The sequence below is a fragment of the Methylobacterium sp. WL19 genome (assembly GCF_008040005.1).
GTDB classification, from domain to species: domain Bacteria; phylum Pseudomonadota; class Alphaproteobacteria; order Rhizobiales; family Beijerinckiaceae; genus Methylobacterium; species Methylobacterium bullatum.
Genome location: NZ_VRVC01000012.1, coordinates 1 through 15,871 on the forward strand (window position 1 = coordinate 1; position 15,871 = coordinate 15,871).

A 15,871-nucleotide genomic window follows, 5' to 3' on the forward strand; every position below is an offset into this window, starting at 1 on the left:
CCCATGCATCTCGCCCCCTCCCTCCCGACGAACGGGGCTTCCTCGTGAGCGGTCCCGATCTGCGTCGCGCCGCCGCCGCCCGCGCCCTTGATCTCGTCGAGGACGGAATGCGGCTCGGCATCGGAACGGGCAGCACCGCCAACGTGTTCGTGGAGTTGCTCGGCGCGCGGGTGCGTGACGGGCTCAAGGTCACGGGCGTCCCGACTTCGGAGGCGACGCGCATCGCCGCCGAGCGCGTCGGCATCCCCCTGGCCACGCTCGAAGACCTGCCCGAACTCGACCTCACCATCGACGGTGCCGACGAGATCGATGCACGGATGCGCTTGGTGAAAGGCGGCGGCGGTGCGCTCCTGCGCGAGAAGATCGTGGCTTTCGCCAGCCGCCGCATGGTGGTGATCGCCGACGCGGCGAAATCGGTGACGACCCTCGGCGCGTTTCCGCTGCCGGTGGAGGTCAATCCGTTCGGGCTCGGCGCCACCCGCATCGCCGTGGCCCAGGCCATCGAGAGCGCCGGTTGCACGGGCGACCTCGTCCTGCGTGCCGGCCCCGGCGGCACGCCCTTCGTGACCGATGGCGGCCATCTCATCCTCGACGCCCATCTGAAGGCCATCGCCGATCCCGAACGCCTGTCCGCCGCGCTCTGGGCGGTGCCCGGCGTGGTCGAGCACGGTCTGTTCCTCGGCCTCGCCACCGGCGCTGTCCTGGCGGAGGCCCGTGACGGGCAGGCGCACGTCACCTGTCTCGGCGCGGTCTGACGCGCCTCCACCTTCCTTCGATATCCTGATCGACACGCCTTTCCGGAGCGTTCGCCATGTCCCGCCGCCTCTCTTCCGTCCTGACCGGCTCCATTCTCGCCGCACTGCTCGCCGCCTCGGTTCCGACGATCGTGCACGCCCAGGCGCAGAAGCCTACCGCGCCGGCCAAGCCCGGCGCCAAGCCCGCCGCGCCGTCGACGCCCGCCGCCCAGCAGCCGACCTACACGCCGAACCATCTGGCGCTGGCGCGTGAGGTCACCCTCAGCTCCGGTATCGCCCGATCGTTCGATTCGATTCTTCCGGCCTTCGGCCAGCAGATCAAGCAGGCGGCCATCACCCGTCCGGACTTGACCAAGGACCTCGATGAGGTTCTCACCTCTCTGGCGCCGGAGATGGAACTGCAGAAGCAGATGATGATCGAGACGGCCGCCAAGATCTACGCGAGCCGCCTGTCCGAGGCCGAGCTCACCGAGATCGTCGCCTTCTTCCATTCGGCAGCGGGCAAGCGCTACGTCGAGACCCAGCCGCAGGTGCTCGACGAGATCGTCCAGGCCATGCAGAACTGGACCCAGGGCGTGTCCGAATACATGATGGTCCGCGTGCGTGCCGAGATGGGTAAGCGCGGCCACGAACTCCAGTAATCGCCCGGTCCGCCCGTCTCCGATGTTCGCTCTCCCACCTCGATCGGAGACGGTCGCGCTTCTGCGCACCGCCGGTGCCGTCACGCTCGCCATCCTTCCGGTGGCGATGGCGCTCGCCAACCGGTCGAGCCCGACCGTCGTCGGCCTCGCCGCGTTGTTCTTCCTCGTCGCGGGGCTGATCGAGGATGCGCGCGCTACGACGCGGTTCGTGGCGAGGCCCCTCGCCACGCCGATCGGTCTTGCCGCCCTCGGCTTCGTCGTCTGGTCGCTGGCCAGCATCGCCTGGAGTCCGGCGCAGGATCTGTCCTGGCGCAACATCCAGGAATTCCTGCCGACAATCGCGGGGGCCTATCTCCTCGCCCGCCTCGCGCCCGGGAACATGCCGGCCTTCACGCCCCGGCTCGCCGCCTGGTCCATCGCGCTCGCCGGCCTGTACATCGTCGTGGCCCTGGCCGCCCACCTTCCTCTCCATCGGGCGATGGGCTCGCGGGTGGCGCTGTTCGTCTTCAACCGTCCCGCCCTGACGATCCTGCCCGTGATGGGTCCCCTGGCCTATCTCCTCCACCGGCGCGGGCAGGGAATCGCGGCACTCCTCGTGCTCGTGATCGGTACCGGCGCGATCCTGCGATCGATCAGCGGCGCCGCCGCCCTGGGGCTCGCAGCCGGCGCCGTCACGGCCCTCATCGCCGTCCTGACCCCGCGGCGGGTCGGGCTCGCCATTGTGGGGGCCATGCTGGGCCTCGCCCTCGTCCTTGCACCGGTGGAGGGGGATATCCTCCAGAAAGTGATGCCCGATGCGGTCCACGAACGGCTCGTGCAGAGCAGTTCGCGGGCACGGGTGGCCATCGCCCGCAGCTTCGGCGCGGCCGTGGCCCTCGATCCCTGGAGGGGTGCGGGTTTCGGGACCTCCGCGCGGTTCATCGAGACGCCTGTCGCCGCACGGATCGAGCCGGGACTGCGGCCGATGCTCGCGGTGGGCCACCCGCACAACATCTTCCTGCAGATCTGGGCCGAGCTCGGCATCGTCGGCGCCGGCCTTGCCAGCGCGATCCTGATGATGATGCTGGCGCTCATCGCCCGCATGCCCCGCGGCGAAGGCGTGGTGGCGCTCGGCCTCGTGGGCTCCTGCACGGCGGTGGCCTTCGTGGAGCACGGCGCCTGGCAGGGCTGGTGGATCGCGGCCCTCGGCGCCGCCGTCGCCTGGACACGCGAGGCCGGGATGGAACCCTACCGCTGCGACCGCTCGGATCGATCTCAGGCCGCTTCGGCTTCCACCCGGTTGCGGCCGGAGGATTTGGCGCGGTAGAGGGCGAGATCGGCACGTTTAAGCATATCCGCCGGGCCCTTGTCGTCGACATGGCGGCACGCCACCCCGATGGAGACGGTGACGTGGATCTCCCGCGTCTCCTGGTCGATCAGGAACGGGACGGCTTCGATGCGCTCGCGGATACGCTCGGCGATGACATGGGCGGCCTCCGGTTCCGCGTCGGGCAGGATGATGACGACCTCTTCGCCGCCATAGCGGGCGACGATGTCGACGACGCGGGTATGAAGGCGGATACGGTCGGCGAAGGCGCGGAGCACCTCGTCGCCCGCCTCGTGACCGTAGGTGTCGTTGATGGACTTGAACCGATCGATATCGAGCATCAGCATCGATACGGCACGGTGGCGCAAGGCGGCGTCGTCGAACAGCACCGCGAGATGGCTGTCGAGGTAGCGTCTATTGTGGAGCCCTGTGAGCCCGTCGGTGACGGCCATCTCCATCGAGGCCTGGACGGCGCCGCGCAGGGTGTCCGAGAAACGGCTGCGCCGCACTTGGGTGCGCACGCGGGCCACGAGTTCGTTCCGGTCCACCGGGCGCATGAGATAGTCGTGCACGCCGAATTCGAGGCCGCGGATCACCCGTGCTTTGTCGTTCTCCTCCGCGATCATCATCACCGGCATGGTGCGGGTACGGTCGAGGGACAGGACCTGGCTGCAGAGGCGCAGGCCGTCGAACCCCTGGAGGTCGAGGCTGACGAGAGTCAGTTCGAAATCCCCCTCGGTGGCGAGGACCATCGCGTCGTGCGGGTCCGCCACGACCGTGACCCGATGGTGCTGGTTCAAGGCCGCCGAAAGCCTTTCCGCCGAGTTCTTCCGGTCCTCGACCAGCAGGATCGACGCGTTCTGGCCGTCCCCGGCGGCGGCGAGGGCCAAGGGATCGCCGATGCCGAACTCCCGCGAGGCCAGCGCCCTGTCGCGAAGCTCATCGGTGACCGCCTTCAGCCGGACGAGGTTCCGCACCCGCGCGAACAGGGCGGTGTCGTCGATCGGTTTCGTCAGGAAGTCGTCGGCCCCCGCGTCGAGGCCGCGCAGCCGGTCCGACGGCTGATCGAGGGCCGTCACCATCACGACGGGGAGATGGGCGGTGGTCGGGTTGCGCTTGAGGCGCCGGCACACCTCGAAACCGTCCATGCCGGGCATCATCACGTCGAGCAGAACGAGGTCGCACAGGCCCTTCTCGCAGATCGAGATGGCATCCGGCCCGTTCATGGCCGCCAGAACGTCGAAATACTCGAGGGACAGCTTCGTCTCGAGCAGCTTCACGTTCGGAAAGAGATCATCGACGATCAAGATGCGGGCCGACATCGTTCCTCGCGGATTCTAACGGGTTCGACGGGGCGACCCTGTGGACGGTGGCCCTCATCAACGGGCTCCGTCGCCGAGGTAGAGGCGGACGGTGGCGAGAAACTTCGCCACGGAGATCGGTTTCGAGAGATAGGCCTCGCAGCCGCCTTCACGGATGCGCTCCTCGTCGCCCTTCATGGCGAAGGCCGTGATGGCGATGACGGGGATATGCTTGAGGTCGTCGTCTTCCTTCAGCCATTTGGTGACTTCGAGGCCGGAGACCTCGGGAAGCTGGATGTCCATCAGGATCAAGTCGGGCCTGTGGGCGCGGGCGAGTTCGATCGCCTCGATCCCGTTGGCCGTCTTGAGCGTCGCATAGCCGTGCCCCTCCAACAAATCGTTGAAGAGCTTCATGTTGAGTTCGTTGTCCTCGACGATGAGCACGGTCTTCGGCATGGCTCATTGTTCCCGGCAGGCTGGCGGCGCATTCTGGAAGGACCGACGTCCCGCTCGATGAGAACCTAAGGGATACATGTTGACGAAACGCAAATCCGACCGTCCCGAAGAATCCGCCGAGCACCTCGCCATCTCGGTGCTCGGATGGCTCGCGGAGGACGGCGACAGGCTGCTGCCCTTCATGGCCTCCTCCGGTCTGACACCCGACACGTTACGGGAAAGCGCCACCGATCCGGCCTTCCTCTCTGCGGTCCTCGACCATCTCATGGGCGACGAGGCGGTTCTGATCGCCTGCGCCACGGCCCTCGACGTGAAGCCCGAACAAATCGCCGCGGCGTGGCGCCGTCTCGGGCCGGCCGATCCGGATGCCGAGTTCGGGTGAGGACGAAGCTCGGCAACGTAAGGGTGTCCTCCGGGCCCTGCGAGCCGCCCCCGGCGACCGCCCTTCACGGGCTTTGAAAGGCGCCGGGTCTCACGGCTTGCACTCGGCCTCAGTTTTTGCGTCGGCCTTGTGGAGGTCGAGACGGCTGAGGTCGCCGGCGATGGTGAAGTCGCCGTAATTGAGGCTGAGCCCGCCGCTGACGCCGTTCTCGTAGAGGAGGAAGGTGAGGGTGTAGACCGGGGTGCGCTCACCCTGTCCGGGGGTGAAGTAGCTCAGGGTCACCGGCCAGCGCCGCATCGCCGCCATTTCCCCGTCCCGCAAGGGCTTGTCCCTGTCGGCACCGCCATCCTTAGCAGGCTCTTCGGCGGTGATCGGTTTGCCGATCACCGCGAGCGTGTCGAAGATCTTGCGGCCGTCGTCCGACCCGTCGAACACCCTGGCCGACATCGTCGTCTCGCCGGCCTGTGCCGCCTCGATCATGCGGCGCATGTGGAGAGTCGGGAACAGCACGGAGCCGTTCTCGGTGTACTGGTCGCGCTTGGGCTCCTTCAGCTTCACCTTCAGGGCGTCCGCGCCGCTCTCTGCCGTGCCATCCACCGAGGTCGATGCGCTGCCGTTGAGCACCGTGTTGGTCTTGAAGCGGAAACTGTGCCCGTCGCCGCCCTCGAAGGTGGTGTTGCGCAGATCGGAGAGGCGCTTGCCGGTCTCGCCGCTATCGAGTTCCGTCACCTGCCGGGTCTGCATCGTGTAGCCCTTGCAGGCATCTCCGCTGAAATCGAGGACGATGCGTCCCCGTGCGCTCTCGACCGCCCGTGCCCCCCGGCTTTCGGCCAGAGACAGATCGTAGACCGCGCGGTGGCCGGCCAATCGCATCGGCGCCGCCTCGGCGATGGCCGTAGAGGCGGCGATGGCGCCGAAGGCGATGGCGAGGGTGGAGCTTGGCAACCGCATGAGGTCTCCCGATGGACGCGCCGGTCGAAGCGAGAGGCGTGCCGATGCGCCGTCACAGATAGGGGGGCGATGCCGAAGCGGCAACGGCGGCGGTTTGCGTCGCCTCCTCGATGCCGGGAGCGTCTCGGAACCGCCCGTGCCGGATGAAGCGTAGCGAAGCGGTGATCGCGGCGCGGTTCAGGATCATCAGGTCGTGGGTGGTGTGGAGGGTGAGGTGATCGCTCATGCCGGAGACCCGCGTCCGCGCCACGCTCACGCGCCCGTCATTGGGGCGGGGCAGGATCAGGAAGGATTCGATCAGCCAGACCGAGCGGTCCGCCGCGATGACCCCAAGGGGAAAATCGACTTCGCCGAGGAGCGTGGTGAGGGCCTCCGAGCGGTGGGTGGTGAGTTGTGCGCCCGCCGGTCCGAAGAACAGCCGGTATGGCCTCATCCGATGCAGAAAGTCAGCCACTTCGCTGCCGCCGTTCGGCGGTCCCAGCATCACCACGCGGCCGAGATTGGCCGGGCGATACCGGGTGATGATCCCCCGCGCCACGAGCCCGCCCATGGAATGGGTGACGAAATGAAGGCGGCGGAGGCCGGACGCGAACGCCGTCACCTGGGGTGCCGCACCCTCGACGATCGTCTGGATCGTGGCCTTTCGCCCGGGGTAATCGAGATTGAGAGTGCGGTATCCCTCGGCGCGAAAGGCGCGCTCCATCCTCCCGAGGGAGGCCGAGCGCCGCGCGATGCCGTGAAGCAGTACGATGCCCTCGGCACCGTCCGTCTTCCTCGCGTCCGCGCTCCTGCCTTTGAGGTCGACTGGCGAAGCCGTCATCGGGTTGCTCCCCGCAGCACTGCGCCCGACACTCTCCGGGGCGGCGGTCGAGGTAGTGCCGGCGGTCGCCATGACGCAAGCGAGGAAACGCACGATGCCGGCCACACTCGCGTGAGCGACCGTACCGACGACCGTCGGCCGCTGGCCCGCCATCTCGCCCTCTTCGTTGCGCTCTATGCTGGATACGGAGCGCTCTCGCCATTCCTGCCGCTATTCCTCGAGCGGCGTGGGCTGCCGGCGCACGAGATCGCCTGGCTCATCGCCCTCGCGATCCTGGTGCGGATGGTGGCGGGACCGCTCGCCGGGTGGATCGCCGACCGGTGGGGCATCGTCCGCCCGGTCCTGGCCGGTGCGGCCGCGCTCGCGGGACTTGCCGCTTTCGGGCACCTCGCGGTGACGGGATTCGCGAACCTGCTCGCCGTCGGCCTTGCCTATGCCGTCCTCACCGCCCCCCTGGCGCCGTTCAGCGACGCCCTCGCCCTGGCCGCCTCGCAAAACGGTCGGCGCTTCGTCTACGGCTGGGTGAGGGGCGTTGGCTCGGCCGCCTTCATCCTCGCGACGAGCGTGGTCGGCTGGCTGGTGCCTGGGCTCGGGATTGAGGCCGCGATCCTGATCGGGGGCGGTCTCTTTGTCGCCGCCGGTCTCGCTGCGAATGGACTTGGGACGGGCAGACCGCCGGAGGTGGCGGCCAGACCAAGGCCGCGGCGGGGCGTCTCGGAGGTGCTGGCGAACCGGCGCTTCCGTCGCGTCGTGCTGGCGGCCTCCCTGGTCATGGGCGCGCATGCCATGCACGATGCCTTCGCGATGATCCTGTGGAGCCGGAATTCCATCCCGGCCGGGATCGCTGGCCTGCTCTGGTCGGAGGCGGTGGCGGCGGAGATCCTCGTCTTCCTCCTTGCCGGGCCGTGGATCCTGAGGCGGCTGGATCCGGGCCGGGCGATCGGGCTGGCAGCCGTCGCCGGGGCATTGCGATGGGGGATCAGTGCCGAGACCGTGGCACTTCCGGCGCTCGTTGCGATCCAGTGCTTGCACGGGCTCACCTTCGCGCTCCTGCATCTCGCCTGCCTGAAGGAGATCGAACGCTGCGTGCCGCCGGATCTCACCGCCACCGCGCTGACGCTCTACGGTCCCCTCGGCCTCGGCCTGTCATCAGCTTTGTTCACGCTTGCGTCCGGTCCGCTCTTCGCCGCTTACGGAGCGTCGGGCTTCTGGGGCATGAGCGGGGTCAGTCTCGCGGCCCTTCCGGTGGCGATCGGTCTGGGGCGCGGCGAGCGTTCGCGATCCGGCGAGAGAGTACGTACATAGAACATGGTTCCCGTGCAGAAGAGCCCATGCCCAGCGTCGCCGATATCCTGATCCCGCTCGCGCTCGACAACGCCTACAGCTACGCCGTGCCCGCCGGGCTGGTCCTGTCGCCGGGCGATGTCGTGCAGGTTCCGCTCGGGCCGCGTGAGACGGTGGGGGTGGTCTGGCAGGTGGCGGAGAGCCCCGGCGGCTCGAACCTGCGGCAGGTGACGGGCCGGGTCGAGGCGCCCCCTCTTTCCGATCCGTTGCGCGAACTCGTCGACTGGCTCGCTCGCTACACCCTGGCCCCGAAGGGCTCGGCACTGGCCATGGCCCTGCGCCTGCCCGACGAGGCGGCGCGCGGCGAGACCTCGCGGATCGGCGTGCGCGCTTCGGGCAAGACGCCCGCCCGGCCGACGCCGGCGCGGATGAAGGTCCTGGCGGTCACCGCCGATGGGACGATGCGCGGCAAGAGCGCGCTCGCCAAGGAGGCGGGCGTCTCGCTCAGCGTGGTCGATGGCCTCATCGATGACGGTGCCCTGGAGGCCGTGGCCCTGGCGCCGGAGCCGGTGGCGCTCCCGCCTGACCCGGACCACGAGCGCGTCCCCCTGTCGGAGGCGCAAGACCAGGCAGCCCGTAAACTCATCGGCCTCGCCTTTCCCGCGTCGGAGGATGCGAAGGCGCCCACAATCCTCCTCGAAGGCGTCACCGGCTCCGGGAAGACCGAGGTCTATTTCGAAGCCGTGGCCGAAGCCGTCCGGCACGGGCATCAGGCACTCATCCTGATGCCGGAGATCGCGCTCACGGCGCAGTTCCTCGACCGGTTCGCCGAGCGCTTCGGTGTCCGCCCGGCGACCTGGCATTCCGGCATCGGCTCGAAACGCCGCGAGCGCCTGCGCGCCGGTGTGGCGGCGGGCGAGGTCGCGGTCGTGGTCGGTGCCCGCTCGGCCCTGTTCCTGCCGTTCAGCGATCTCGGCCTCGTCGTGGTCGATGAGGAGCACGAGGCTGCCTACAAGCAGGAGGACGGGGTCCATTACCACGCCCGCGACATGGCGGTGGTGCGCGGCCGTCTCGAGAACTGCCCGGTGGTCCTCGCCTCGGCGACCCCCTCCATCGAGACCAAGGTCAATGCCGAGAAGGGGCGCTACGCCCATATCGTCCTGCCCGAGCGGTTCGGCGGGCGGCGGCTGCCGGACATCCATGCCATCGACATGCGCCTCGACAAGCCGGAGAAGGGCCGCTTCCTCGCCCCGCCCCTGGTCAACGCCGTGCGCGCCACCATCGAGGCCGGCGATCAGGCGCTGCTGTTCCTCAACCGCCGTGGCTATGCACCGCTCACCCTGTGCCGGGCCTGCGGCCACCGCTACCAGTGCCGCAACTGCTCGACTTGGCTGGTGGAGCATCGCTTCCGCCGGGCGCTGGTCTGCCACCAATGCGGCTATGCCGAGCGCCGGCCCGACGCCTGCACCGAATGCGGCACGTTCGACAACCTGACCCCCTGCGGTCCGGGGGTGGAGCGCATCGCCGAGGAGGTGGCCGAGCTGTTTCCCGACAAGCGCGTGATCGTCCTCTCCTCCGACTTTCCCGGCGGGGCCGAGCGCCTGCGCGCAGAGTTGCAGAGCGTGGCGGATGGGGAATGCGACATCGTCATCGGCACCCAGCTCGTCGCCAAGGGCCACAACTTCCCGCATCTGACCCTGGTCGGCGTGCTCGACGCCGATATCGGCCTGACCTCCGGCGATCCGCGTGCGGCCGAGCGGACCTTCCAGCTGCTCCAGCAGGTGACGGGCCGTGCCGGGCGTGGCGACAAGCCGGGCCGCGCCCTGGTCCAGACCTACCAGCCGGATCATCCGGTGATCGCGGCTCTGCTTTCGGGCGACGCTACCCGATTTTACGAGGAGGAGATCGCCTCGCGCGAGGCCGCCGGCCTGCCGCCGTTCGGGCGGCTCGCCGCCCTCATCGTGTCGGCAAACGAGCGCGAGGTGGCGGAAGCGCATGGACAGGCCCTGGCGCGGGCCGCCGAACCGCCGGAGGGCATCATGGTGCTTGGGCCGGCCGAGGCCCCTCTCGCTCTGATCCGAGGACGCTACCGGTTCCGGCTGCTGGTGAAGACTGAGCGGGCCGTCGATCTCCAGGCCTATCTGCGCGACTGGCTCGGGCGCGGGCCAAAGGTTCGCGGCAACGTGAAGGTCGCCATCGACGTGGACCCCCAGAGTTTCCTATAAGTCTGGTCCGACGTTCGCATGGTGCGTTCGACCCGACCAGGAGTGCTGCACGTGCTGACCTACACCAAGACACCGGACTCGAACGTGGCCGAAATCGTCGTCGACGGCCAGATCACCGATGAGGACATGAACACCGTCATCACCGCCATGCAGGCCGATCTCGACAAGGGCGGTAAGCTCAAGCTGCTGGAAGACGTGCGCGAGTTCAAGGGCATGGAGCCGGCGGCCTTCTTCAAGGATGTCCGCTTCGGCCTCGCCATGATGAAGGGCGTCAGTCACGTCGCCCTGGTCACGGACGCATCCTGGCTGCGCATGGTCGCCGACACGTTCGGCAAGGTCTCACCTGCCAAGATCAAGACCTTCGACCGCGCCCATATCGACGAGGCGCGGAGCTGGCTCGCCGCCGCTTAAAGAAATCTATTCGGCTTGGGCGGTGCGCGTGGTCTGACGCCGCGCCGTCCAGCGCCCCGAGCAGAGGGGCGAAACCTTCCAGGTGCCGCTGCCCGAACGGGCCTCGAGCCGGCCGGAGGCCGCGCCGCTTGCGCTGCCATTCGAGACATTGAGCCCCACCGTTCCATCGGTGCCCACGCGACCTGTCATCGTAGCCCGGTCCGCCGAGGAGATGAGTCGGACCTGCCCGTCCTGGACGGAGACCGAGTAGCTGTAACGGCTGTCGCAGATACCGCTTTCGGTCACGAGCTCGACGGACCATGCGCCATTGAAATTGCCGCCCTCGCGGCTGACGGCCGGTTGAAGATGAGCGGATGAGAGTCCGGCTCCGAGCGCCAGCACAGCCACGAGTTTCGACATGTTTCCCCCTGAGTTGAGACAATTCGCAGATTCCCATGGGCAGCCTTTCGGCGCTCTTGATAGGAACCATGCGTTTTGTGAGTTGATGGATTGTATAGATCTTTGATGCTCAGGGCAAATTTATGGCATCGGCCAAGGTAAGCTTCGCCGTTATGGTAGGCAGATGGTGGCGAATGCTAAGGCGAAATGGCGAATGGGGGCGTACAAATCAGGCGCGGTATGAATTGGCGTGCAAGCTATAGCCGAGCCGGTATCGCTTCGATATTGGCAATGCTTCGGTGTCGAGCGATGGCACCTCCGATCAACGCTCGTTTCAACGATCGAAATAGGCCTGCAACGCGTCGCGGTCCTGCGTGATCGGCAGCGTGAGGAGGGCCAGCACGCGGGCCTTGTCCGGCGACAGGTCGTCGGCGAAAACGGCGCCCTCCGCCTTCAGGGTGCTCCCGCCGCCGGGGAAGCCGTAGACGGGCAGGGCGCGGCCGTTCTCCAGTTTTGTGGCGATGACGATGGCGACACCCTGGGCGATGGCGCTCCTGATCGCGGCGAGGAGCGCGGCATTGACGTTGCCCATGCCGAGGGCGGCCACCACGATCCCTTCCGCGCCGCTCTCCACGGCATGGTGGACCTGACTGCCATCGGCACCGGCATACATCGCCACGATGGCGATCCTGGCGAGCCGATCGGGTAGCGGCAGGGTCTGCCGCCGCAAGGGCGCCCGGCGGATCACCACGCGATCCTCGTCGATGGAGCCGAGATAGCCAGCGTCGCCCGAATGGAAGGTTTCCACGTTGTGGGTGTGGGTCTTCCTCACGTCACGCGCCGCATTGATCGCGTGGTTGAGCGTCACCGTCACGCCAAGGGATGCGGCGGCGGGCGTGAGGATCTGGCGTACCGCATTGAGGAGGTTGCGGGCGCCGTCACTGTCGCGGTCAGAGGCGTTGCGCTGCGCACCGATGACCACGACCGGCTTGTCGCTGCGCAGCGTCAGATCGAGGAAATAGGCGGTGGTGTCGAGGGTGTCGGTCCCGTGCAGCACCACGACTCCGGCGATCTCGGGATCGGCGAGCAATCCCTCGACGGTCCGTGTCAGCGAGGGCCACAGGTCCGGACCTATCTCCGCGCTCGGAATGTTGGAGAACTCCGTCACGGTGATCCGCGCGAGCTTTTCCAGGCCCGGCGCGGCGGCGACGAGGTCGGCTCCGGACAAAGCCGGCACCGGTGCATGGGTCACCGGGTCGGTCTTCATCGCGATGGTGCCGCCTGTGGCGACGATGGCGACGGTGGGGAGAACGAGATCCGTCACCGTTCGCCTCAATCGTTCAGGGGCCGCGCCTCTTCGGGCAGCATGATCGGGATACCGTCACGGATCGGGTAGGCGAGCTTGGCCGAACGGCTCACCAGTTCTTGGCGGACGGAATCGTATTCCAGCGTCTGCTTGGTCAGTGGGCAGACCAGGAGTTCGAGGAGCTTTGGGTCGACGCGCGTGGCTTCCACGCCGGTCGGGATTTCGTCGGTCATCGTCATTGTCCTCGGGTCGCGGCTTCACTGCAGGGTCGGCTCGGACCCCGATCCGCGCACCAACTCCATCTCGGTCACCGCAATCAAGACCTCAGCGCGGGTCTTGAGGTCGGTCGCCTCCAGCATCGCCTGTTTTTCGCGCGAGCCGAACGGGCTCATCATGCAGAGCGCGTTGACGAGGGCCTCGTTGGGCGCCTCGTCTATGCCCGCCCAGTCGACCTTGAGGTCGTTCACCTCGACGAAGTCCTTCAGTGCCTTGAGGACGCCTTCGCGGTCTACTGCGTCTTCGCCCGCTCGCGGTTCGAAGTCGCTGAGGAAATCGTCGTAGGAGACCTGGCAGCGACGGTAACGGGTGGTGGTCGCGAGTTCGCCTTCGACGCGGAACCGTGCAATGCCAGTAAGCGAGATGAGGTAGCGCCCGTCGCCGGTCTCGGCGAATTGGGTGATCCGGCCGAGGCAACCGACGCGAAAGAGCTTGGGCGTCATTGGCGACGATCCGCTTTCCACGTCGGGCTGGATCATGCCGATGACGCGATCGGTCCTCAGGGCATCGTCCACCATGGCGAGGTAGCGCGGCTCGAAGATGTTCAGCGGCATCTGTCCACGGGGCAGGAGCAGCGCGCCGGGCAGGGGGAAGACCGGGATGACGCCGGGGCAGTCGCCCGGTCCCTTGTAGCCCGCATGGGTGCTCATCGCGTCTCTCCGCCCCGGCGTTGATGCGTCATGCGAAGACCAGCGTCGACAGTCGCCGCCGGCCCCGGATCGAAGCCTTGTCCATGAGGCCCCAGGCCTCGAAGAACGTCAGGAGCTGCTTGCGGGCCGCCCCGTCGTTCCAGGTCTTGTCCTGCCGCTCGATCTCGATCAGCTCGTCCACCGCCTCGTCGCGCTTCCCGAGACCGTTGAGGCCGAGAGCGAAATCGAACCGGGCCTGGAAATCGGCGGGATCGGCGGCGATGCGCTTCTGGAACACGCCGAGATCACCGAGGGAGGCCGCCTGTTCGGCGAGCTCCACCGCCGCGCGGATGCTCGCCAGAGCCGGGTCACCGGCCTTCTCTGGCGGCGCCATGTCGAGAATCTGGCGCGCGTTGGCGACCTCGCCGGAATCGAGTTGGATCTTCGCGAGGGCAGCCAGGGCCACGAGGTTCTCCGGCTCCTGCCCGAGGACGGCGGCATAGAGTTCGGACGCCCCTGCCATGTCGCCTTCGCCGAGGGCCGCTTCGGCTTCGGCCATCATCGCCTCCACCGGCGTCGGGCCGGCGGGACCTGCGAGCCTGGCAATGAATTCCTTGATCTCGCTTTCCGGCAGCGCCCCGACGAACCCGTCCACGGGACGTCCCTTGTCGATGGCGATGACGGCCGGGATCGATTGCAGACCGAGCTGCTGGCTGATCTGAGACCAGATCGCCGGATTCTCGTCGATATTCACCTTGGCGAGGATGACGGCGCCCTTGGCGGCGGTCACGGCCTTCTCCAGCAAAGGAGTCAGCTGCTTGCAGGGGCCGCACCATGTCGCCCAGAAATCCACCAGAACCGGCTGCTGCAGGGAGGCAGTGATGACCTCGTCGCGAAACGTCGCGGTGGTGACGTCCTTGATGAGGTTTGCGGGACCGCCGGCGGGGCTCGCCCCGGCGGTGGAAACGTCGTTCAGCATGCCATCCTCAACTCTCGCACTCGGATCGACGGAACGGATGCCGCCGGTGGCCGATCAGATTCGTCCAAGCCCTAGATGGGCGCCCCGGATCAACTGGACCAGAGCGGTACTCGGGCTATTCACACCATCCCGGCCTCTAAGCGCTTCGGCCGTCTCGCAGCACCACCGCCTCAGGGTTTCGGCGCGCCGGGGGGCGTTTTCGCGTCCGTGACGAAACGGGCCTCATAGCGTCCCTTGGCCGAGGTCGCCTCGCAGGTGATCGCGGTCTTGCCTTCCTGCGGGTTGCTGAAGCTGCACGACCCGACAGCCGCTAGCGGTCCGCGAACCACGCCCTCGTCGGTCTTCTCGCCGGGAACGACGAGATTGATCGGCTGCAGAGCGTCCGTTTCCTCCGTCCGCTCCTGTTGTGCCCCACTGCCGCTGAAGCTCAGGGAGCGGCCGTCCCAGGCGGAGAAGTCGAAACTCGTCCGGTTGCGGGACACGGTGTTCATCATCGTGTCCTTGCAGTTCTGGGTCACGTCCAATCCCGCCACGATCAGCTTCTCGCATGTGCCCTCGAGCTTGATCGCAGTCTGGGCGCCCGCAGGACTTGCCAAGGCGACAAGGACGGCGAGGGCGGGAAGGATGAGGGCGGATGGTGTCTTCATGGCGCTGATGTATGTCCGTCGTCGGATCTGTCGAGGGCAATGTCGCGAAGGTCGCGGCCTCATGTTCCGAAGCGTAACGCTCTGTCGTTGGGAGCGTCGAGATCGAGCTCTGGACCTTTCGGCACGATCCCCGTCGGATTCAGGCTCGGATGACTCCCGTAATAGTGCTGCTTGATGTGGATGAGGTTCACCGTGCCGGCGATGCCGGGCAGGGTGTAGAGGTCGCGCAGGTAGTGCGAGAGGTTCGGATAGTCGGCGATCCGGCGCAGGTTGCACTTGAAGTGCCCGACATAGACCGGATCGAACCGCACCAGAGTGGTGAACAGGCGGATGTCGGCCTCGGTCAGCGTCGCGCCGCACAGGTAGCGGGCCTTGCCCAACCGCTCGTCGAGGGAATCGAGTTCGGCGAACAGGGCGTCGAAGGCTTCCTCGTAGGCGTCCTGGGTCGTCGCGAAGCCGGCCTTGTACACCCCGTTGTTGACGGCATCGTAGACGCGGGCGTTCACCGCATCGATCTCGCCGCGCAGGGCTTCCGGATAGAGGTCGGGTCCGGTGCCGCCGAACGCGTCGTTCAACATGCGGATGATCTCGGACGATTCGTTCGAGACGATAGTGCGGCGCTGCTGGTCCCAGAGGACGGGGACGGTGACGCGACCGGTGAAGTCCGGCACTGCCTTCAGATAGACCTCGTAGAGTCGGTTCGCGCCGTTCACCGTGTCGGGTGTGGCGCCCGGTGAATCGCTAAAGACCCAGCCTTCCGATCCCATATGCGGATCGACCACCGAGACCGTGATCGCCTCCTCCAGCCCCTTCAGCGCGCGCACGATGAGGGCGCGGTGCGCCCAGGGGCAGGAAAGCGAGACGTAGAGGTGATAGCGGCCGGCCTCCCCGCAAAATCCGCCCTCGCCGGACGGGCCGGGCTCGCCGTCGGCGGTGACCCAGTTGCGGAACTTGGCATCCGTTCGCTTGAACCGGCCGCCGGTGTCCTTCGTGTCGTACCAGGTATCCTGCCAGGTGCCGTCGACCAGCAATCCCATCCGTCGTCTCCCACCAGACCCGCCGATAGCGAGATGAGCCATGTGTGGCTTGTCGGAAAGAGCAAAATAGCGGGAACAGGTCTGCAT

The 15,871-nt window shown here is 67.4% G+C and carries 18 protein-coding genes; 7 read left to right on the plus strand and 11 right to left on the minus strand.

Features of this window, described 5'->3' with window-relative positions:
- Positions 1-44: 44 nt before the first annotated feature.
- From rpiA to FV220_RS04265, 3 genes are read left to right on the plus strand one after another with little or no spacing between them, the layout of a single operon-like run.
- Positions 45-755: a ribose-5-phosphate isomerase RpiA gene (gene rpiA / locus FV220_RS04255; RefSeq protein ID WP_147829856.1), complete on the plus strand. Its 711-nt coding sequence runs from the start codon at positions 45-47 to the stop codon at positions 753-755.
- Positions 756-811: 56 nt separating this feature from the next.
- Entirely contained in the window at positions 812-1,396 is a 585-nt protein-coding gene (locus FV220_RS04260) for a DUF2059 domain-containing protein (RefSeq protein WP_056140161.1), read from the plus strand.
- A 22-nt stretch (positions 1,397-1,418) separates the two neighbouring features.
- Positions 1,419-2,702: an O-antigen ligase family protein gene (locus FV220_RS04265; RefSeq protein WP_056140164.1), complete on the plus strand. Its 1,284-nt coding sequence runs from the start codon at positions 1,419-1,421 to the stop codon at positions 2,700-2,702.
- Here FV220_RS04265 and FV220_RS04270 read toward each other — a convergent pair.
- Both FV220_RS04270 and FV220_RS04275 read right to left on the minus strand, forming a co-directional pair.
- Positions 2,651-4,024, minus strand: coding sequence for a PleD family two-component system response regulator (locus FV220_RS04270; protein ID WP_018045230.1), 1,374 nt, complete (start codon positions 4,022-4,024; stop codon positions 2,651-2,653). The genes FV220_RS04265 and FV220_RS04270 overlap by 52 nt on opposite strands.
- A 57-nt stretch (positions 4,025-4,081) precedes the next feature.
- Positions 4,082-4,459 carry a response regulator gene (locus FV220_RS04275; RefSeq protein WP_018045229.1) on the minus strand — a complete coding sequence of 126 codons (378 nt, stop codon included), beginning with the start codon at positions 4,457-4,459 and terminating at the stop codon, positions 4,082-4,084.
- Between the two features lie 76 nt (positions 4,460-4,535).
- Between FV220_RS04275 and FV220_RS04280 the strand changes: the two genes are divergently transcribed.
- Positions 4,536-4,841: a DUF3572 domain-containing protein gene (locus FV220_RS04280; protein WP_018045228.1), complete on the plus strand. Its 306-nt coding sequence runs from the start codon at positions 4,536-4,538 to the stop codon at positions 4,839-4,841.
- A gap of 90 nt (positions 4,842-4,931) precedes the next feature.
- Here the strand turns inward: FV220_RS04280 and FV220_RS04285 are convergent, their stop codons facing one another.
- Both FV220_RS04285 and FV220_RS04290 read right to left on the minus strand, forming a co-directional pair.
- The gene (locus FV220_RS04285; protein ID WP_147829858.1) at positions 4,932-5,792 is read right to left on the minus strand and encodes a cell envelope integrity EipB family protein; all 861 of its coding nucleotides are present in this window, start codon (positions 5,790-5,792) and stop codon (positions 4,932-4,934) included.
- 52 nt (positions 5,793-5,844) lie between these two features.
- Complete coding sequence (locus FV220_RS04290; protein ID WP_238254048.1) at positions 5,845-6,612, minus strand: alpha/beta fold hydrolase; 768 nt, start codon at positions 6,610-6,612, stop codon at positions 5,845-5,847.
- A 111-nt stretch (positions 6,613-6,723) separates the two neighbouring features.
- On the opposite strand from FV220_RS04290, the gene FV220_RS04295 reads away from it, so the two are divergent.
- From FV220_RS04295 to FV220_RS04305, 3 genes are read left to right on the plus strand one after another with little or no spacing between them, the layout of a single operon-like run.
- On the plus strand, positions 6,724-7,917 hold the full coding sequence (locus tag FV220_RS04295; protein WP_147829862.1) for an MFS transporter: 1,194 nt from the start codon (positions 6,724-6,726) through the stop codon (positions 7,915-7,917).
- A 26-nt stretch (positions 7,918-7,943) separates the two neighbouring features.
- Entirely contained in the window at positions 7,944-10,121 is a 2,178-nt protein-coding gene (locus FV220_RS04300; protein ID WP_147829864.1) for a primosomal protein N', read from the plus strand.
- 51 nt (positions 10,122-10,172) lie between these two features.
- Complete coding sequence (locus tag FV220_RS04305) at positions 10,173-10,532, plus strand: STAS/SEC14 domain-containing protein (RefSeq protein WP_026176180.1); 360 nt, start codon at positions 10,173-10,175, stop codon at positions 10,530-10,532.
- 6 nt (positions 10,533-10,538) lie between these two features.
- Here the strand turns inward: FV220_RS04305 and FV220_RS04310 are convergent, their stop codons facing one another.
- The 7 genes from FV220_RS04310 to FV220_RS04340 form a co-directional block, all read right to left on the minus strand.
- Positions 10,539-10,931: a hypothetical protein gene (locus FV220_RS04310; RefSeq protein ID WP_056140181.1), complete on the minus strand. Its 393-nt coding sequence runs from the start codon at positions 10,929-10,931 to the stop codon at positions 10,539-10,541.
- A gap of 313 nt (positions 10,932-11,244) precedes the next feature.
- Positions 11,245-12,234, minus strand: a complete 990-nt coding sequence (locus FV220_RS04315) for an asparaginase (protein ID WP_147829866.1) — start codon at positions 12,232-12,234, stop codon at positions 11,245-11,247.
- Positions 12,235-12,242: 8 nt separating this feature from the next.
- A complete protein-coding gene (locus tag FV220_RS04320) occupies positions 12,243-12,449 on the minus strand; it encodes a Trm112 family protein (RefSeq protein WP_056140807.1) in 207 nt (68 codons plus the stop codon).
- 24 nt (positions 12,450-12,473) lie between these two features.
- Positions 12,474-13,142, minus strand: coding sequence for an LON peptidase substrate-binding domain-containing protein (locus tag FV220_RS04325; RefSeq protein WP_056140186.1), 669 nt, complete (start codon positions 13,140-13,142; stop codon positions 12,474-12,476).
- Between the two features lie 28 nt (positions 13,143-13,170).
- Complete coding sequence (locus FV220_RS04330) at positions 13,171-14,100, minus strand: co-chaperone YbbN (RefSeq protein ID WP_056254297.1); 930 nt, start codon at positions 14,098-14,100, stop codon at positions 13,171-13,173.
- Positions 14,101-14,270: 170 nt separating this feature from the next.
- Positions 14,271-14,747: a hypothetical protein gene (locus tag FV220_RS04335; protein ID WP_018045217.1), complete on the minus strand. Its 477-nt coding sequence runs from the start codon at positions 14,745-14,747 to the stop codon at positions 14,271-14,273.
- A gap of 59 nt (positions 14,748-14,806) precedes the next feature.
- Complete coding sequence (locus tag FV220_RS04340) at positions 14,807-15,784, minus strand: glutathione S-transferase family protein (RefSeq protein ID WP_147829904.1); 978 nt, start codon at positions 15,782-15,784, stop codon at positions 14,807-14,809.
- Positions 15,785-15,871 lie beyond the last annotated feature (87 nt).